This window comes from Pseudoduganella sp. UC29_71 (assembly GCF_042693265.1).
Lineage (GTDB): Bacteria > Pseudomonadota > Gammaproteobacteria > Burkholderiales > Burkholderiaceae_D > Rugamonas.
The window spans coordinates 581476-600056 of sequence record NZ_CP170549.1 but is presented as its reverse complement, the minus strand read 5'-3'; the positions used below and the strand labels follow the sequence as shown (position 1 = coordinate 600056).

Here is an 18581-nt window from a genome sequence, read left to right as displayed (position 1 = left end):
GCTTTACTGCGGCGCTTTACTGCGGCGCTTCACTGCGGTGGGCCGCTGAGCGCCACGTAGTGCGCCAGGATCACATCATGCTCGCCGCTTTCGGCCAGCTTGGCAGCCGCGTAGCTGCGCGTGGTTTCGAGCATGCGGTAGCGCGCCGCGCCGGTGTCGGCCACGGTGGCCAGCATCGATTTGCTCACCAGGCTCGATAGCGCGTCCATCGCGTCCTCCATCCCCGCCCTGTCGTCGGCCCCGATGGAGAGCGCTTCCTCCAGCGAGAAGCGGCGCCGGAATACCGACAGCCGGTGCAGCATCTTGCGCTCGCGCTCGCCCAGCAAGGCGTAGCTCCAGTCCAGCGTGGCTTCCAGCGTGCGGTGCCGCACCTTGGCCGTGCGGCGCCCGCCCTTGAGCAGATAGCAGCAGTCGTCCAGACGCGCCACCAGGCCGCGTATGCCCAGCAGTTCGACACGCGCCGCAGCCAGCTCGATCGCCAGCGGGATGCCGTCCAGGCGGCGGCAGATGTCGGCAATCTGGGGCGCTTCCCGGTCGCTCAGCTCCAGGCCGGAGGCACTGGCCTGCACGCGCTCGGCGAACAGCTGCACTGACGGGTAAGCCATGGCTTGCGCCATGGTCAGCGGCGGCGCGTCCGGCGCCGGCTCCGGCGGCAGGTCCAGCGCCGGCAGCCGGTGCACCCATTCGCCTTCGGCGCGCAACGGCTCCCGGCTGGTGGCCAGCAGACGCACGCCGGGCGCGCCGTGCAGTATCTGTTCAGCCAGCAGCGACACAGCTTCCAGCACGTGCTCGCAGCTGTCGAGTATCAGCAGCAGGTGGTGGCTGTGCAGCGCGGCGACGATGGCGGCCGCGCTCATAGTCTCGGGACGTTCCATCACCAGTGCGGCGGCCACCGCCAGCGGCACCTGCCGCGCATCCGTCAGCGAGGCCAGGTCGACGAACACCGTGCCCTGGCGCCAGTGGGTCTGCATGCTCTCGGCGGCCGCCAGCGCGGCCGTGGTCTTGCCCATGCCACCGGTGCCCACGATGGTGACGAAGCGCCGTTCGGACAATTGCCGCCCCAGCGCCGCCACCGTCTGTTCGCGGCCGAAGATGCGCGTGGCGCACGGCGGCAAGCCGTCGCTTTGCGGAAGGTAGACGGTGCTGGCCGGGGCGCCGGCCGGGGCCCCGGCCAGCGGGGCGGCGCCCACGCCTTCACTGCGCACCACGGGCGTGATGAAGCAGTAGCCGCGCCCGACCACGTTCTCGATGTGGCGCTCGCCCAGCATCTTGCGCAGCGCGGCCACGTGCACGCGCAGGTTGCCCTCCTCGACCACGGTGTTGGGCCAGGCGCGCGCGATCAACTGGTCCTTGGTAACGGTTTCGCCGGCCCGTTCCAGCAGCACGTGCAGGATGTCGATAGCGCGGCTGCCCAGACGCAGCGGGCGGTCTTCTTCGTAGAGCATGCGGCGGGCCGGGAAAAACCGGAACGAATTGAAGGCCAACACCAGCTCACCAGCTTCTGTAGCGTCGTAAAACATACTGTCCTCTTATGACGCGAAACGTAATTCAAACTGGCAGTATGCCAGCAGCGCGTGTCCCTCGCATGACGCGATTCCCTCCAATTGTGTCAATTGACATGCGGCCCGAATATCTGCGCCAGCGCCTGCGCCAGTTCCATCATCGAATACGGCTTGCGCAGCACGCCGCCTGCACCACCCTGGTGCGCCAGCGCCGCGCCCACGTAGCCGCTGGCGAGCACGATGGGGACGCCGGCGCGGATGCCGCGCAGCGCGCGTATCAGTTCGGAGCCGGTCATGCCGGGCATGCGTTCGTCGGTGATCACCGCGTCATACCGTTCCGGCGCCGCCGAGAACGCGGCCAGCGCCTGGGCCGGCGATGTGAAGACGGCGTGCGCGTAGCCCAGGTCGTCCAGCATGGCGCCGGCCAGCCGCGCCAGCGCTTCCTCGTCGTCTACCACCAGCACGCGCTGGCCCTGGCCGCGCGGCGCCTCGGGTTGCGCGGACGCGCTGCCGCCGGCCGCCACCTCTCCGAAGCGCGGCAGGTAGACCGTGAAAGTGCTGCCTTTGCCCTCGGTGCTGGCCACGCTGATGGCGCCGCCCAGTTCCGTGACGATGGCGTGCACCATCGACAATCCCAGCCCGGTGCCCACGCCCACTTCCTTGGTGGTGAAGAAGGGATCGAAAATACGTCCCAGCAGTGCGGGCGGGATGCCCGCGCCGTCGTCGCTGACGGTGAGCACGATGTAGTCGGCCGCCGCGATGCTGCCGACGGTGGCCAGCGCCTGCGCGCCGAAGCTGCGCGTCTCCAGCGCCACCCGCAGCACGCCGCCGCCTTCCATCGCCTGCACGCCGTTCAGCATCAGGTTGCTCAGCACCTGATGCACCTGGGTGCAGTCGCCCAGCATGGCGGCCCGCCCGGCCTGCAAGCGGGCGCTCACTTGCACGCCCGGCGGCAGCTTGGGCGCCAGCTGGTCCAGCGCCTCGCGCGCCACCGACTCCACATGGACCTGCACGCGTTCGCCCATGCCGCTGCGGCTGAACGCCAGGATGCGGTCCACCAGCGCGCGCCCGCGCTCCCCGGCCGCCACGATCTGCGCCACGTCGCGCCGAAGGCGGCTGCCTTCGGGCGCGTCGCGCAGCGCCATTTCGCCGTAGCCCAGTATCGTGGCCAGGATGTTGTTGAAGTCGTGCGCGATGCCGCCGGCCAGCGTGCCCATGGCCTCCATGCGCTGCGCCAGCCGCAGCTGTTCCTCCAGGCGGCGCCGTTCGGTGACGTCGCTGACCGCCCCGCTCCAGCGCACCGGCGTGCCGGACGCGTCGCGCTGGCACATGCCGGTCAGGTGTATCCAGCGCAGCTCGCCGCGCGGCAGCATGCGGATCTCGAGGTCAAAGCGCGCGCTGCGGCCGGCGAAATGCTCGGTCACCGCCTGCGCCCACTTCGGCTTGTCCTCCGGATGGAAGGGGAAGCGCGCCAGGAAATCGGCGCGCCCGGCGAACACCGTGTCCGGCGGGAAGCCGTATAGCTCCATCATGCGCGGCGAGCCGTAGAACTCGTCCTTCTGGATGTCCCAGTCCCAGTGGCCCTCTCCGGCTGCGCTCATGGCCAGCGCATAGCGCTGCTCGGAGGCGCGCAGCGCCGTTTCGCTGCGCACGCGGTCGGTCACGTCGGTGGTGGCGGCGTTCCAGCGCACCAGGCGCCCCTGCTCGTCGCGCGAGCACAGGCCGGTCAGCTTCTGCCAGCGCACCTCGCCGCGCACGATGATGCGCAGTTCCAGCTGCAGGCGGATGGTGTTGCCGGCAAAGTGTTCGGCCAGCTGGTCGATGACGCGCTGCCAGTCTTCCGGGTGGTAGGGGAAGCGGGCCGTGAAATCGGCGCGGTTGGCGAACACGGTGTCGGGCGGCATGCCGCACAGCTCCAGGAAGCGCGGCGAGGCATAGTAGGTGTCGGTGGCCACCACCCAGTCGGTGTGGCCGTCGCCGGCCGCGTTCACCGCCAGCTCGTAGCGCTCCTCGGAACGGCGCAGGGCCACGATGGACGTGCAGCGCTCGATGGCGATGCTGGCCAGGTCGGAAAAGCGCGCCATCACGCTGCGCTGCAGGGCGGTGGGCAGCGAGGCGTGGCGTGAGTACACGCCGAACGTGCCCAGCACCTTGCCGCCACTGGACAGGATGGGCATGGACCAGCAGGCCAGCAAGCCGTGTTCCAGGGGCAGGCGGCGGTACTTGTCCCACAGCGGGTCGGTGGCGATGTCCGCCACGAACACCGGCTCGCGGCGCCAGGCGGCGGCGCCGCAAGAGCCTTCGCCCGGTCCGATCAGCGCCGAGCCTTCCAGCGCCACCATGAACTCGGGCGGCATGTTGGGCGCCGCGCCCGGGCGCAGCAGCGTGCCGCCCTCGTCCATCAGCAGCAGCGAGCACACCGCATCCTCCGCCACTTCGTCAAACAGGCGGCAGCACGCATCCAGGATGTCGGGCAACGGTTCGGCGCGCACGATCATCTCCAGCAGGCGCTTTTCGCCGGCCAGAAGGCGTGCGGGCATGTCATGCTCGGTTTCGGTCGGACGGTCCATGGCGTCGATGGCAGAAGTTCAACTTTGTCACAGTTATGCACTGCGGTCAAAACAACAGTATGCCGCCGCGGCGCTGAAATGTGTCAACTGACACGAGGGGAGGATAGTGACTATCCTGTTACAATCTTGTCTCGATAACAGGCTGATTTTCAACAGGATAACCCTCCATGTCAGGCGAAGCACACGTGCTGGTAGTGGACGACGATGCGGGCGTACGCCAGATGATCGCCGACTACCTGGGCGATAACGACATCCGCACCACCGCCCTTCCCGACGGCCGCGAAGTGGACCGCGTGATGGCCGAGGAAGTCATCGACCTGCTGATCCTGGACCTGAAGCTGCCCGGCGAGGACGGCATGCACATCGCGCGCCGCCTGCGCGACCGCTCCAACCTGCCCATCATCATGCTCACCGGCCGCAAGGACGAGGCGGACCGCGTGATGGGCCTGGAACTGGGCGCAGACGACTACCTGACCAAGCCCTTTTCGCCGCGCGAGCTGCTGGCCCGCATCCGCGCCCTGCTGCGCCGCGCGCGCGCTCAGCAATCCGTGGCCGACGGCCTGGCGCGGGTGCGCGCCTACCGCTTCGCCGGCTGGGTGCTGAACGTGCGCCTGCGCCGCCTGAGCACGCCGGCCGGCGCCGACGTCGGGCTCACCAACAACGAATTCAACCTGCTGGCCGCCTTCCTGGCCGCGCCGCAACGCGTGCTGTCACGCGAGCAGCTGCTGGACATGTCGCGCCTGCACAACGACGAAGTGTACGACCGCGCCATCGACGTGCAGGTGGGCCGCCTGCGCAAGAAGCTGGAACCGGACGGCGGCCCGGCCCTCATCCTCACCGAGCGCGGCGCCGGCTACCTGTTCACCGCCGAAGTAGAAACGGTGCGCTAGCCCCCCATCTTCAGCAGCGCCTTGCCGATGCGGCCCGCCTCCACGTGTTCGTGCGCCTCGGCCGCCTGCTCCGGCGCAAACGTGGCCTGCGGCGCGTGCCGCAACGCGCCGTCCGCCAGCTGGTGCGTGATATCGCGCACCAGCTCCTTATCCGATGAGCCAGTAGGGAAAGGCCAGCCCTGAACACGCCAGGCAAAAAATTTGACGGCGCCGTTAAAAAAAAGCCCTAGTCCTGGGATGACCTGTACACCCTGTCCACGCTGGCGCAGGCGCGCTCCTAGTCGCGGCCGCTGCCGCGCTGAAGCTCAGACGCGCCACCGCGGTGCGCCGCATGCAGCGGCTAGAAGAGCACCAGGGCGCCGTCGCACCGACCGCGCGCGGCGAACAGGTGCTGGCCACCGCGCGCCAGATGGGCGAGCTGGCCGAAGGCTAGGCCGGCGCGCCAGCCGGCGCCGCTGCGGGCAGGCATGCCATTACCAGCGGCAAGGTGCGGCTGACGGCGCCCGAGGGCATCGCAGCCCACCTGCTGGCGCCCGCGCTGGGCGACTTGCTGCGCACGCATCTGCAGCTGCGCGTGGATCTGCTGGCCGATGCGGCAGTGCTGAGCACCGGCCATAAGCGAAACGCAGGCGCTGATCGGCTACGACGGCAGTTGCCCCCCCTTGCGACGGCGTCTTCGGTGGCTGCGCAAGGTATACTGGCGGGATGACCGAATCCAATACGCCCCGCTTCACCCCGCAAGGCCTGATACGCACCCCGGAACAGACCGCCATCCAGCTGGCCCAGAACAAGGTGGTGCTGATCGACGCCAACGCCGGCGCGGCGAAGACCACCACACTGGCCCTGCGCATCGGCGAGGCGCTGGCGCGCAAGCTGCCGCCGGAGCAGATCCTGGCGCTAGTGTTCACGCCCGAAGCGCGCGACGTGATGCGCCAGCGCCTGCTGGACATCGGCATTCCCTACGCCACCGCCGCGCGCGTGGACGTGGCCACCTTCGAAGATTTCTCCGCGCGCATGCTGGCGCAGAGCGGCAGCGGCGGTGCCGAACGCCTGGCGCAGGCGCGCCAGCTCAAGCCCTACGTGCTGCATGCGCTGGAGCGCGTGAGCGAACGCTATACCGGCCAGGTGGAGTATCTCGACATCCGCACCCACAACATCGCGCTGTCGCAGTTCCTCGACATCCAGCTCACGCTGAAAGCCACCATGGCGCTGGACGCGGACCTGGAATACATGGAGCTGGAAGAAGCGGCCGACCTGCTGAAGGTGCCGCTCACCGACTACGTCACCACCTGCGAATACGAAACCATGCGCCTGGGCGGCGACGAGGGCGCCGAGTTTCGCGGCCCGTTCGACGCCACCTACGACCTGGCCTGCATGCTGTCGCAGTCGTCCGAGAACGCGCAGGCGCTGCCGGCCTACCGCGTGGTGGTGTGCGACGAGCTGCACGACCTGAACGAAGCTGCCTTCCGCATCCTGAACGCGCTGCTGGCGCGGCCGGACTGCTATTTCGTCGGCGCCGGCGACAAGGACCAGGTGATCTACTCCAAGCTGGGCGCCAGCCAGGAGTTCCTGGAGCACCGTTTCGCCCGCAACTACCCCGGCCTGAAACACTACCCGCTGACCTACACCTACCGCCACGGCCCGCACCTGGCCTACGCCATGAAGGAGTTCAAGAACAAGCCGGTGGAATCGAGCCTGCCGCTGCACACGGAAATCAAACAGCTGCACTACGCCGATGCCGACGCCTGCGGCGAGCAGGTGGTGGCCGCCGTCAAGGCCTGGAAGCGCGACGGCTATCCGCTGGAAGGCTGCGCCATCCTGCTGCGCGACCGGCACCAGTCCATCGCCGTGGAGAACGCGCTGCTGAAGGCAAAGATAGGCTACCGCACGCCCGCCATGGCCGGCTATTTGCAGCGCGACGAAATCCTGTTCCTGCGCGGCATGGTGGCCATCGCGCTGCGCGACCTGGAGGCGGTGAAATCGCTGGAAGTGCGCGCCGCCATCGTCGAAGCGCTGGCCGTGTTCGGCGAGGTGAACCTGGCGCCGCAGCGGCTGGAGATGGCCAAGCGCGAAGTGGCGCGCACGCCGTCGCTGCTGGGCGACTTCTACACGCTGTACATCGAGGGCGACGGCGGTAACTACGGCAGCAGCGGCAGCAGCGCCATGCGCGGCGTGATCGCCGCCGCCATCGACTACGCCGCCGCGCTCGACCCGGCCACCGGCGCGGCCGAAGCGCTGCGCGCCATCTGCGGCCAGATGAACCTGGAACAAGCCGCCAAGCGCATCTTCGTGCGGCCCTACGAGGCCAGCGTGGTGTCGAAGTCGGTGGCCGGCTTCCTGGCCTTCGCCGAACAGTCCGGCCAGACCTTGGACGAATTCTGGCAGACGCTGAACGCGGCCGAAGCCTTCGCCAGCCGCAAGCGCGAGAAGGACTACGTGACGCTGGACTGCGCCGCCAACGCCAAGGGCAAGGAATTCGAGCACGTGATCCTGCCCTTCCTGGAAGCGGGCGAATTCCCCAACCCCATGTTCGCCGCCAGCGAAGAGGAAAACCTGTTCTACGTGGCCGCCACGCGCGCCAAGGCGCGCCTCACGCTGCTGTCGCCAAGCGAGGCGGAGCAGCGCAGTCCTTACCTGGCGCGCATGCGCCTGGGCGCGGTCACTGCCGCCGCCGAACTGGCCATTGCGCGCAACAGTGAGGCTGCACAACAACAGTTACCGGACAGGTATTACCTGAGCGCCACCATCCACGAAGCGCAGCAGGTGAAAGCGCTGGGCGCCAGGTTCGACTGGTCCCGCAAGGCGTGGTACGTGGAGCCGGGCACCGATCTGGCCCCGTTCAGCCGCTGGCTGCGCAGCTGAAATTCACTGCTCATTCCTCAAGGTTATAGTTCCAATAAGATAACTCATTATTCATCCCGCCGCCGTTCATCAATACTGCCACTTGCATACCAATTCATAACAGGGAGAGCAAGGCATGAACTTGAAGAAGACACCGGTGGCGGCAGCCATTTCCATCGCGCTGGGCGCCATGGCGGCCCCGGCCTGGGGCCAGCAGGCTGAAGAACCTGCCGTACAAAAAGTCGAAGTTTCCGGTATCCGCGCCTCGCTGGCCAAGTCGCTGGGCGTGAAGAAGGACGCCACCGCCAACGTGGAAGTCATCACCGCCGAAGACGTGGGCAAGATGCCGGACAAGAACCTGGCCGACTCCCTGCAGCGCCTGGCCGGCGTGGCCGTGCGCACCGACTACGACGAGGCGGAAAAAGTGTCCATGCGCGGCACCAACCCGGACATGTCGCTGATCCTGTTCAACGGCCACACCGTCTCCGGCGGCGACTGGTACGTAGCCGACCAGGGTTCCAGCAGCCGCAGCACCAGCCTGTCGCTGATGCCGTCCTCGGTGCTGAACCAGGCCATCGTCTATAAAACTTCGCAGGCCAACATTGTCGACGGCGGCATGGCCGGCACCATCAACGTCACCACCCGCAAGCCGCTGGCGCAGAAGAACACCTTCGGCGGTGTGATCAGCGCCGGCCTGACCTACGCCCAGCTGCCGGACAAGACCTCGCCCGACCTGAACGCCACCTTCAACTGGAAGAACGAGGACAACACGCTGGGCGTGATCGTGCAGGGCTTCAAGGAAAAGCGCTACATCCGGCGCGACTCGGTGTCGCGCTTCGCCTACGGCGCCAGCAGCGGCTGGGACGTGATCAACACCAGCACGATGCTGGGCATCACCGACGCCTCGCTGGCCGGCACCGGCCTGAAGGCGTCCGACCTGAACGGCGTGCGCATGCCCGGCTCGATGAGCTCGGAATTCGTGGAAGGCGTGCGCGACCGCGCGGGCGGCATGGTGTCGCTGCAGTTCAAGCCGAACGCCGACCTGGACGTGACCGCCACCGGCTTCTATTCGGAAATGAAGGCCAATAACAACGGCCGCCTGACCTCCGGCGCCATCTACAGCATGCTGCTGGGCAAGAACGACCCGTTGGGCGGCGTGGCCGCCAGCAGCGCCAACACCAATTCCAACGGCCAGCGCGTGTACGCGCAGATCCGCAACCCGGTCATCGCCAACGAAACCTCGATGTACGGCTACCCGCTGCGCGTGCTCAAGAGCGCCGACATCGTGTTCCCGGACGGCACCACGCCCCAGTACGTGGGCAACTCGGAGGGCTTCTTCCGCGAAGGCGCCAAGGCCACCAGCGGCTTCCTGGACCTGGACGCCAAGTACCGTGTCAACCACGACCTGACCTTGAAGACCCTGCTGAGCACCACGCGCGGCGTGGGCACCACCAAGGCCGACCAGGGCCTGACCTACGCCCGCTACGGCACCGGCATTTCCTACAGCCTGAACGGCCTGAACGACGCGCCGGATTCCAAATACATCGGCGCCGGCAGCAATACCGTGGGCCTGAACCCGGACGGCAGCGGCTACAAGCTGGTCGGCCGCACCATTTCCGGCATCCGCACCGTGGACAAGGAAAGCAGCGGCTCGCTGGACGCCGAATACAAGCTGGACAAGGGCGTGCTGCAGTCGCTGGAGTCCGGCGTGCGCTATGCCGACCACAAGCGCCAGAGCGGGCGCTGGAACCCGGCCTTCAAGGGCGCCTCGGTGGCCGAACCGTCCGGCAGCGGCATCGTGCCCTACCCTGGCGACTTCGGTAGCGACCTGGGCGGCGGCAACTGGGACAACACCGGCTTCAGCTTCACGCCGGAAGCGCTGCAAGCCTATATGGCGGCCAACACCAAGACCACCACGCCGGAATGGGAACGCCGCGTGGCCACCGAGATCGACATGCGCGAGCGCCAGACCTCGGCCTACCTGATGGGCAACCTGGAAGGCGAAGGCTGGTCCGGCAACATCGGCCTGCGCTGGGTGCGCACGCGGGTGAACGCGCAGATCCCGACCCCGATTCCGGCCGGCGCGTGCGACCGCACCGAACCGGGCAAGCCGGCCACCACCTGCGCCGCCTACCCGGGCGCCATCACCACTGCCGGCGAAGCGCAGTCCTACTACGACGGCGTGCCCTTCAATCCGAAGAGCGGCATCCTGTACTACAAGACCGCCACCGACCGCAGCTTCAACAACCTGCTGCCCAGCCTGAACCTGCGCTACGAGCTGCAGAAGGACATGATCGCCCGCTTCGGCGCCAGCCGCACCATCGGCCGCCAGAACTACAACGTGCTGGGCACCGGCTTCGGCACCCCGACCTGCGACGCCAGCGGCTGCGTGGTCACCGGCCCGAACCCGGACCTGAAGCCGCTCACCTCGGACAACCTGGACCTGTCCTGGGCCTGGTACTTCAAGCCGCGCGCGCTGGTGGCGGTGAACCTGTTCCACTCGAAGATAGACGGCTACGTGAAAACCGGCGGCAACCCCACCGGCGCCACCGTGCAGCTGGTCGATCCGCGCGACCAGCAGGTGAAAACCTTCTCGATCAACTCGTCCGGCCAGCAAGGCGCCAAGATCAGCGGCATCGAGCTGTCGTACGAGCAGCCGATCTGGGGCGGCTTCGGCTTCCAGAGCAACGTCAGCCGCGCCAAAACCAAGGTGGACGACGGCCGGCCGATGGTGGGCGCGTCCGAATGGGCGGGCAACCTGGGCGCCTACTTCGAGAACGACGTGTTCAGCACGCGCCTGGTGGCCAACTACCGCGGCAAGTACGTCAACAGCACCACCGCGCCGTCGCCGACCGCCAACAGCCAGGGCCAGTCCGTGATCAACGGCGTGGCCATGCCGACCGCCCCCACCATGGCAGCCGGCGTAACCACCCTGGCGTTCTCGGCCAACTACACCTTCGCCAGGAACTGGCAAGTGTCGTTCGACGCCACCAACCTGCTGAACCAGGTGCGCGCGCAGTACCGCTACAGTGAAGAAGAGCCGCAGAAACTGGACGTGTCGGGCCGCCAGTTCTACCTGAACCTGAAATACAAGTTCTAAAAGCAGCTCGCCTGGATGGGCCGAAATGTGATGGCCGACACATTTTAAAGTTAACAATGTTGCTAATCTTTAAATTCCATCACAAGGAGGTCCGTCCATGGCAACTTCACCGCTCGACGTCGTCAAGATCTACGTCGCCTATTTCGGCCGTGCACCCGATACGGTCGGTTTGGCCTATTGGTCCGAACGCGACAGCAGCGCCATCGCTGCCGCCTTCGGCGCCTCGCCCGAATTTCAGAGCCAGCACGGCAGCCAGACCACGGCCCAGCTGGTGCAATCCATTTACCACAATGCCTTTGGCCGCGCCGCCGAAACCAGCGGCGTGAACTACTGGAGCGCCCTGGTCGACAGCGGCGCCATCACGCGCGGCGATCTGCCGGCCCGCCTGGCGCTGGCCGGCCAGGGCGGCGACGGCGACGCCATGGACTACAAGGCCGCCGCCGCGCTGGCCTTCACCAGCGAACTGGACACGGCATCGGAAATCCTCGCCTACCAGTCGCCCCTTGGCGCCGCACTCAGTCCCTATTTCGACCGCGTCAGCGACGCAGCCTCGCTGCTCGCCTTCAAGGCGCTCATGCCGGAGATGCTGGCCTTCCTGGACGGCCACGGCGGCGTGGTGCGTTCCGGCCAGCTGCAATCGGCCGGCTACCTGCAAGGCGCCACCGTGTTCCGCGACGCCAACGGCAACGGGGTGCAGGACCAGAACGAACTGGGCGTGGTCACCGACAGCCAGGGCCGCTTCGTGCTGCCCGACAGCCTGGGCGACTTCCCGTCCAACACCCCCTCCTCCCGCCTGCTGACGGTCACCGGCGGCACCGACGCCGCCACCGGCCTGGCCCACCACGGCAGCTACACCGTGGGCGTGGAGACCAAGGCGGTCAACGCGCTGTCCTCGCTGCACGCCTTGCTGGTGCAGCAGGGCCTGAGCGCCAGCCAGGCCAGCGCGCGCCTGGACCAGGCGCTGGCCTTGAACGGCGCCGACGTCAACAAGAGCAATCCGCTGTTCGCCGCATTCGAGGCGGACGCGCTGTCGCCGGCCGCCATCAAGTCCGCGCTGCACCAGCAGGCCGCCGTGGCCAGCGTGGACAGCCTGCAGCTGGCCATCGCGCAGACCCTGGTCAGCCTGGCCGGCGGCAGCGCCAAGCTGAGCGAGCCGCAAGCGCTGCGCGCCGTCGAGGGCGCGCTGGCGGACACGCTGGCCCACGCCACCGGAGCGAGCGACCTGGGCAGCGCCAGCTTCATCACCGCGCTGCTCGACAGCAGCGTGGCCAAGGCCGGCAACGCCGGCCTGAGCACGGCCGCCGCCACCCTCGGCGCGCAGGCCAAGGCCATGTTCGGCCTGCTGCTGGAAGCGGGCATCGACAATATCGAAGCGGGCGCGGCCGGCAGCGACGGCATCTACGGCGGGCTGGCCCACATCGGCCAGGCCACGTCGCTGCTGCAGGGCACGCTGGCCGGCAAGCTGGCCGCCGCCATGGCCGCCGGCCATCCGGAATCGCTGCTGTCGAGCTACCTGGGCGCCGCGCTGGCCAACAGCACGCCCGCCGTCCTCCTCGGCGATATCGATCCCGCCACCAAGGCCGACCAGGGCGCCATCGACGCGGCCAACAGCGGCGCCAACGTGCCGCACGTGAATGCGCTCGAGATCGGCAAGCTCTACCTGGCCTTCCTGCACCGGCCCGCCGAGCCGCAGGGCGAAACGTTCTGGCAGCACACTGGCAACATCGATACGCTGGTCAACGCGATCGCGCTGGCGCCCGAGTTCATCAACCAGTTCGCCGGCAAGGACAGCCACCAGATCACCACCGAGCTGTACCACAACCTGTTCGGCCGCGCGCCCGAGCCGGACGGCCTGGAATTCTGGTCCTCCCAGCTCGACAGCGGAAAGCTGACCACGGCCAGCCTGGCGCTCGGCCTGACGCGCGGCGCACAGGGCAACGACATCGTGGCATTGGCGGACAAGGCCGTGGCGGCCGCTGAATTCACGGCCGCGCTGAACACCCCGGCATTGGAAGCGGCCTACAGCCAGAGCCAGTTCAACTGGCCGCTGGTGCGCGCCTGGATAGACGGCGTGAAGGACGACGCCACGCTGGCCAGCGCCATGGCAGCGCTGCCCGAGCTGATCGCCAAGCTCGACGGCAACACCGGCCCGCTGCCGCCACACGCCACGCTGGTGGGCGTGGCCGACAGCGGCGGCCTGTACCTGTAAGGGCGCGGCGTGAGCGAGGACCTGCCGCCGGACGCGCGCATGCGCGCCAGCCGCGCCGAGTACGCGCGCCGCATGAACCGCGTGCTCGACTACATCGACCAGCATCTGGACGCGCCGCTGGACCTGGCGCAGCTGGCCGACGTGGCCAATTTTTCGCGCTTCCACTTCCACCGCATCTTCGCCGCGTGGATGGGCGAAACCCTGGGCGACTACGCGCGCCGGCGGCGCCTGGAAAAGGCGGCCTTCCGGCTGGCGCGCGGCAGCAGCGAGCCGGTGCTGGACATCGCGCTGGCGTGCGGCTTCGGCTCCGGCGAAGCGTTCGCGCGCGCGTTCAAGCAGCAGTTCGGCCATACGCCCAGCGAGTGGCGCGCCACCGCCCCGCAGCGCGCGGCCGAGCTGCGGGCGGCGCGCCACAGCAATCCTGATCAGGTCCACAGCAATCCCGGTCAGGCGCGCCCGCGCCCGCTGGGCGACCATGACGGTTCCCTGACCTTACACGGAGAAACCGAAATGGAAGTGCACATCACCGACCTGCCCGCCGCGCGCGTGGCTTACCAGCGCCTGATCGGCCCTTACGGCCCCAACATCGGCGTGTTCTGGCGCCAGACGATGGGGCCATGGATACAGTCGCACGGGCTGCAAGGCCAGCAGTGCTACGGCGTCGGCCACGACGACCCGAGCATCACGCCGCCCGACAAATGCCGCTACGACGCCTGCGTCACCGTGCCGGACGGCTTCCAGCCCGCCGCCCCCGCCAGCCTGGCCACGCTGCCGGGCGGGCGCTACGCGGTAGCCAGGTTCAAGGGCCAGCCCATGGCCATCGGCAACGCGTGGATGTGGCTCACCCGCGAATGGCTGGCTTCCAGCGGCCTGCAGGCCGACGACCGGCCCAGCTTCGAGCGCTTCGATCCCGCCAACAGCATCGACCCGGCCACGGGCGAACTGACCTGCGATATCTGCATCCCGGTGCGCGCGCTATAATCGCGGGTTTGCCGTTTGCGATAGTCACATGACCACCTTCAACACCCAGCCGGACAGCCGTCCGGCCGTCGTACTGCTGCACAGTTCCATGAGTTCCAAGGGCCAGTGGAGCGAGCTGATGGCCCAGCACGAAAGCAGCTACCGCTTTATCGCCGTGGACCTGCTCGGTTACGGGAAGTCGCCCTTCCCGGCCGGGGCCGAAGCGCATTTCTCGCTGGCGCACGAGGTAGACGCGGTGAACGCGGCCATCGCCGGCAAGCTGGCGCCGGACGAGCCATTCCACCTGATCGGGCACTCCTACGGCGGCGCCACCGCGCTGCGCATGGCGCGCCAGTTGCGCGCGCGCGTGCTGTCGCTGGCCGTGTTCGAGCCGGTGGCCTTCCACCTGCTGTCCGAGGACGACGCGGCGCGGATTGAAATTGAAAACGTGGTGGCCGACATCCACAGCGCCACCAGCGCATACGGCGCGGCGCGCACCTTCATCGACTACTGGAACCGCGCCGGCGCGTTCGACGCGCTGGCCGAAGCGCAGCAGCAGCGCTTCGCCGCGCAGATCGCCAAGGTGAAGCTGGACTTCCAGGCGCTGCTGGGCGAAGCGGCTACGCTGGCCGACATGGCCGCGCTGGACATGCCGGCGCTGGTGCTGTCCGGCGAGCGCAGTCCGCAATCGACGCGCCGCGTGGCCGAGTGCTTGGCCGCCGCGCTGCCCAACGGCGTCGCCGTGCAGACCAAAGGCGGCCACATGGCGCCCATTACGCATGCGGCGGTGGTGAATCCGCTGTTGGCGGGATTCCTTGCCGGCGCAGAGATCGCGAGCGCCTGAAGCGGCGGATTACGGCGGGCACGCCCGCCTAATCCGCCCTACGTGCCCCACCCGTTATATCCGCAATATCCGCGATATCTGTGATATCCGTAGGGCGGGTTAGCGGCGAAGCCGCGTAACCCGCCGCACCGGCGCCGCAGCCACCGCCCTACACAGGCATGCGCCCCGTCTTCAAAGCAAACGCCCATTCCGGCCGCCCATTGCGTGCCGCCAGATCGCTGGCCGCATCCCAGTCATACGGCACCGCCACCTGCTCCACCTGCCAGCCCTGCGCGGTGCGCTCCACCAACGCATAGCGCGCGTGCGGCGTAGAGTTCTCCGCCTTGTGTGGAAACGGCAGGTCCGCGTCATACGCCTGCAAACCCACACTGCCCGGATTCACGATCAGCCGCCCGTCATCCAGCTGCATGCTGCGCGGCACATGCGTATGCCCGCACAATATCAGGGACGCGCGCGCCTCCCCGCCCGCTCCAGCACCTCGCCATGCGTGGCCGGCCGCTGCCCCTGCTCCGTCACCGTCTCCATGAAATACACCAGGTCATTCCCCGGAATCCCATGCACCAGCAGCACCTCGTGCGCCAGCCGCAGCTCGGCCGGCAGCGCGCCTATCCACGCGCGCTGGTCCTCGTCCAGCTGCTGGTGCGCGTACAGATCGGACGCCCCCATGCGCGCCGGATCATGCGTCAGCACCTGCCGCTCATGATTCCCCGCGATGGTGGGCAGCCCCAGCGCCATCAGCCGCTGCGCCGTCTCGCGCGGCAGCAGCGGGCCGGACAGGATATCGCCCAGGTTCACCGTCATGTCCGCCCCGCGCCGCGCGATGTCGGTCAGCACCGCCTCCAGCGCCCACAGGTTGCCATGTATGTCCGAAATTGCCGCTATCCGCATAGTGCCCCGCTCGTTGAACAATGTTGGTCCGCGCAGGAAAGTATAGCGCCGGGCTACAATGGACGCCATGAATTACCTCGCGCACATCTTCCTCGCCCGCCAGAGCGACGCCGCCATGATAGGCGCCATGCTGGGCGATTTTGCCAAGGCCAATGTGCAGGGCGTGTACACGCCGGAGATCGAACGCGAGATCATGCTGCACCGCTATATCGACAGCTACACCGACAGCCACCCCGTGGTGAAGGAGTCCGTGCAGCTGTTCGAAGGCCCGCGCCGGCGCTATGGCGGCATCGTGCTCGACGTGTTCTACGACCACCTGCTCACGCAGCGCTGGGACCACTACAGCGACATGCCGCGCCATGAACTGATCGCCCGCTTCCACCGCGCGCTGCGCGCGCACATGGACATCCTGCCGGAAAAGCTGCAGGCGATCGCGCCGCGCATCATCGAACAGCAATGGCTGGCGGGATATGAGGAACTGGCGGGCGTGGAAATGGCCGTCACACGCATCTCGACGCGCCTGAGCCGCAACGGCCACCTGATGCGCGAAGGTCTGGAAGACTTGCGCGCGAACTACGCCGCCATCGCGGACGGCTTCGAGCGCTTCTTCCCGGACCTGATGCGCTTCACCGAGCAGCGCCGCGCCGAACTGGCCTAGGCAGCGAGCCTGGGCAGGACGTCGTGCAGGCTGGCCACCTCATAGGTGGGAACGGCTTCCGACTCATTGGCCACGCGCTCCGGATTGAACCAGCAGCTTTCGATGCCGTACCGGTTCGCGCCGAGTATGTCCGCATCCAGCCGGTCGCCGACAATGATGGCCTCCGTCTTGCTGAAGGCGCGCGCCATCTTCGACGCGTATTCGAAAAAGCGCACGTCCGGCTTGGCGTAGCCACACGCTTCCGACGTGGAGACAAAGGAGATGTGTTCGCGCAGCCCGGAGCTGGCGATACGCCGGTTCTGGATATGCTCCACACCATTGGTGATGATGCCCACCTCGCCGATGGCCGACAGCGTTTCGCACAGCTGCTTGGCGCCATCGATCAGCACCACCGTGTCCGGCAGCGAGTCCAGATACAGGCGGCTGGCCAGTTCGGGATCGCAGGCGATGCCGTTGTCCGCGAAGGTCTTGCGGAAACGCTCCACCTTCAGGAAATCCTTGGTGACAGTGCCCGCCTCGAAGCTGCGCCACAGCGCCACGTTAATCGCCTGGTAGTGCGCGAACAAGGTGTCCATGCCGTCGCGCAGGCCAAGTTCCTGCATGGTGCGGGTGAAGGAGAGCTTCTCGGAGGCTTTAAAGTCGAGCAGCGTGTCGTCTAAATCAAATAGGAACAGTCTATGCTTCATAAGTTGCATGGTAGCACGTTACCCCGACGCGCATGGTGGACGACGCCTGGCGTTATGCGCCACTCGCTTAGTGCTCGCGGAAGTACGGCGCCACGTTGGCCGCGATACGCTCCAGCTCGGCGGGCGTCAGCGGCAGGCGGGTGAACGCGGCCCAGGCTGCCGCCGGGCGCAGATTGTCGCCCACCGCCGCGTCCGTGCCGTAGAGGATGCGGTCCACGCCCACCTGGCGGATGCGCCTGACCAGCAAGGCGGCGTGCTCGGGCGAGATATTGGCGTCGGCGGATGAGGCCACGTCGAACCACAGCTGCTGCGTGCGCGGATCGCGCCGCTCGGCCGCTTCCGCCAGCACCGACATGGCCGCGTCGGCGGGCGGATCGTCGTAACCCGGTCCGCTGCCGGCCATGTGCGCGACCTGCACCGGGATGTCCGGCGCCAGCGGCAGCAGCTCATCCAGGAACAGCTTGGCCTGCCCGGCACCGTAGGGGCGCTTGTTCGAAATCGATGCACGCATATGGACCGCAATCGCCATGCGGTTCGCGTTGGCGGCGCGGAACACCTCGCGCAGGCGCGCCAGGTGCTCGGGATTGTCCACCTGTACATCGGAGTTGCCAAAGTGCAGCTTCAAGCCGTGCCGCAGCTGCGGATCGGCGGCGCAGCGCGCCAGTTCGCGCAGCGCGTAATCCTTCAGAGGATTGACGCTGCAGAAGGCGATCAGCCGCGATGGAAACTGCGCCGCCTGGGCGCCGGTCCAGTCGTTCTCCGCGCGCACCTTGGCGTATTCGTCGTCCACCCTGCGCGAGGGCCGGCCGTACATATAGGCCGCCGACAGCAGCACGCCGCGCTGGATGCGCGCAGCGTCCAGCAGGGCCACCACGTCGCTGGCGGGCAGCGGCTTGAACGCGCCGGGTGAACTGGACGCCAGCTCGGCCGCAGCGGGGCTGAAGACATGCTGGTGGTGGTCGGCCAGCGGCGCGCCTTGCGCCATGGCCAGGCGCGCAGCAAGCAGGCTAATGGACAGTACCAACAGATGTCGTTTCATGGGCGCCGATCAGCGAAGTTAGCCGCCCTTCCTCCGCAACGGCGAAGTCAACGGCGCGTGGGCAGGCTTGCCAGTATACTGCTCCGGCCCCTTCGATTCATCCACGTGTTGCTTGGCGTACTGGATGCACAGATTGCGCGCGCCAGCCGGCGTCCACGCATTCAAGTCGATCTCGTAATGCAAAGGTTCGGGCTCATCAAGCGCCCTGATGGTCAGCGCACAATGCCATCGGGCGCTGGGCTTGCCGGTTTCTGCTTTTGCTACAACACAGTCGATTTCAAACCCACGGTAAATATGCGGTCGCACAGCTTGTTCTACTCCCAGTAATCGTTACACAGCAACGTACTCCATTGCTGAAACTATAGCGATTCACATCGGAGAGCCGATGTACGTT

Annotated in this window: 13 protein-coding genes and 1 pseudogene; 7 read left to right on the top strand and 7 right to left on the bottom strand. The window is 67.5% G+C overall.

Annotated features, from left to right (window positions below; translation table 11 throughout):
* Positions 1-29: 29 nt before the first annotated feature.
* Positions 30-1445, bottom strand: a complete 1416-nt coding sequence (locus tag ACFJI2_RS02600) for an ATP-binding protein (RefSeq protein WP_377703628.1) — start codon at positions 1443-1445, stop codon at positions 30-32.
* 164 nt (positions 1446-1609) lie between these two features.
* Positions 1610-4042: an ATP-binding protein gene (locus ACFJI2_RS02595; RefSeq protein ID WP_377703626.1), complete on the bottom strand. Its 2433-nt coding sequence runs from the start codon at positions 4040-4042 to the stop codon at positions 1610-1612.
* A 197-nt stretch (positions 4043-4239) separates the two neighbouring features.
* On the opposite strand from ACFJI2_RS02595, the gene ACFJI2_RS02590 reads away from it, so the two are divergent.
* Positions 4240-4962 carry a response regulator gene (locus tag ACFJI2_RS02590; RefSeq protein WP_377703625.1) on the top strand — a complete coding sequence of 241 codons (723 nt, stop codon included), beginning with the start codon at positions 4240-4242 and terminating at the stop codon, positions 4960-4962.
* Here ACFJI2_RS02590 and ACFJI2_RS02585 read toward each other — a convergent pair.
* The gene (locus ACFJI2_RS02585) at positions 4959-5102 is read right to left on the bottom strand and encodes a hypothetical protein (RefSeq protein ID WP_377703623.1); all 144 of its coding nucleotides are present in this window, start codon (positions 5100-5102) and stop codon (positions 4959-4961) included. The two genes, ACFJI2_RS02590 and ACFJI2_RS02585, sit on opposite strands and share 4 nt — an antisense overlap.
* Positions 5103-5667: 565 nt before the next feature.
* Here ACFJI2_RS02585 and ACFJI2_RS02580 point away from each other — a divergent pair.
* The 5 genes from ACFJI2_RS02580 to ACFJI2_RS02560 all read left to right on the top strand — a co-directional run bounded on the left by ACFJI2_RS02580 (position 5668) and on the right by ACFJI2_RS02560 (position 14916).
* The gene (locus ACFJI2_RS02580; protein ID WP_377703622.1) at positions 5668-7824 is read left to right on the top strand and encodes a UvrD-helicase domain-containing protein; all 2157 of its coding nucleotides are present in this window, start codon (positions 5668-5670) and stop codon (positions 7822-7824) included.
* A gap of 115 nt (positions 7825-7939) precedes the next feature.
* Entirely contained in the window at positions 7940-10903 is a 2964-nt protein-coding gene (locus tag ACFJI2_RS02575; protein WP_377703621.1) for a TonB-dependent receptor, read from the top strand.
* A gap of 97 nt (positions 10904-11000) precedes the next feature.
* Positions 11001-13112: a DUF4214 domain-containing protein gene (locus tag ACFJI2_RS02570; protein WP_377703620.1), complete on the top strand. Its 2112-nt coding sequence runs from the start codon at positions 11001-11003 to the stop codon at positions 13110-13112.
* 9 nt (positions 13113-13121) lie between these two features.
* Entirely contained in the window at positions 13122-14093 is a 972-nt protein-coding gene (locus ACFJI2_RS02565) for a GyrI-like domain-containing protein (RefSeq protein WP_377703619.1), read from the top strand.
* Between the two features lie 28 nt (positions 14094-14121).
* The gene (locus ACFJI2_RS02560) at positions 14122-14916 is read left to right on the top strand and encodes an alpha/beta fold hydrolase (RefSeq protein ID WP_377703618.1); all 795 of its coding nucleotides are present in this window, start codon (positions 14122-14124) and stop codon (positions 14914-14916) included.
* A 148-nt stretch (positions 14917-15064) separates the two neighbouring features.
* Here ACFJI2_RS02560 and ACFJI2_RS02555 read toward each other — a convergent pair.
* Positions 15065-15804: pseudogene (locus tag ACFJI2_RS02555) on the bottom strand (metallophosphoesterase family protein).
* A 67-nt stretch (positions 15805-15871) separates the two neighbouring features.
* Between ACFJI2_RS02555 and ACFJI2_RS02550 the strand changes: the two are divergent.
* Complete coding sequence (locus ACFJI2_RS02550; protein WP_377703617.1) at positions 15872-16462, top strand: ACP phosphodiesterase; 591 nt, start codon at positions 15872-15874, stop codon at positions 16460-16462.
* Here the strand turns inward: ACFJI2_RS02550 and ACFJI2_RS02545 are convergent.
* The 3 genes from ACFJI2_RS02545 to ACFJI2_RS02535 form a co-directional block, all read right to left on the bottom strand.
* Positions 16459-17148 (bottom strand): YjjG family noncanonical pyrimidine nucleotidase, encoded by a 690-nt coding sequence (locus tag ACFJI2_RS02545; RefSeq protein ID WP_377703616.1) that lies wholly within the window; start codon positions 17146-17148, stop codon positions 16459-16461. The two genes, ACFJI2_RS02550 and ACFJI2_RS02545, sit on opposite strands and share 4 nt — an antisense overlap.
* Positions 17149-17215: 67 nt before the next feature.
* A complete protein-coding gene (locus tag ACFJI2_RS02540; RefSeq protein ID WP_377703615.1) occupies positions 17216-18187 on the bottom strand; it encodes an amidohydrolase family protein in 972 nt (323 codons plus the stop codon).
* An 18-nt stretch (positions 18188-18205) separates the two neighbouring features.
* Positions 18206-18493 (bottom strand): hypothetical protein, encoded by a 288-nt coding sequence (locus ACFJI2_RS02535; protein WP_377703614.1) that lies wholly within the window; start codon positions 18491-18493, stop codon positions 18206-18208.
* Between the last annotated feature and the right edge of the window lie 88 nt (positions 18494-18581).

Coding starts and splice junctions, on each gene's coding strand:
- ACFJI2_RS02600 (WP_377703628.1), bottom strand. CDS start 1,445: ATGCTCTACGAAGAAGACCGCCCGCTGCGTCTGGGCAGCCGCGCTATC.
- ACFJI2_RS02580 (WP_377703622.1), top strand. CDS start 5,668: ATGACCGAATCCAATACGCCCCGCTTCACCCCGCAAGGCCTGATACGC.
- ACFJI2_RS02595 (WP_377703626.1), bottom strand. CDS start 4,042: ATGCCCGCACGCCTTCTGGCCGGCGAAAAGCGCCTGCTGGAGATGATC.
- ACFJI2_RS02560 (WP_377703618.1), top strand. CDS start 14,122: ATGACCACCTTCAACACCCAGCCGGACAGCCGTCCGGCCGTCGTACTG.
- ACFJI2_RS02545 (WP_377703616.1), bottom strand. CDS start 17,148: ATGAAGCATAGACTGTTCCTATTTGATTTAGACGACACGCTGCTCGAC.
- ACFJI2_RS02570 (WP_377703620.1), top strand. CDS start 11,001: ATGGCAACTTCACCGCTCGACGTCGTCAAGATCTACGTCGCCTATTTC.
- ACFJI2_RS02590 (WP_377703625.1), top strand. CDS start 4,240: ATGTCAGGCGAAGCACACGTGCTGGTAGTGGACGACGATGCGGGCGTA.
- ACFJI2_RS02550 (WP_377703617.1), top strand. CDS start 15,872: ATGAATTACCTCGCGCACATCTTCCTCGCCCGCCAGAGCGACGCCGCC.
- ACFJI2_RS02575 (WP_377703621.1), top strand. CDS start 7,940: ATGAACTTGAAGAAGACACCGGTGGCGGCAGCCATTTCCATCGCGCTG.
- ACFJI2_RS02540 (WP_377703615.1), bottom strand. CDS start 18,187: ATGAAACGACATCTGTTGGTACTGTCCATTAGCCTGCTTGCTGCGCGC.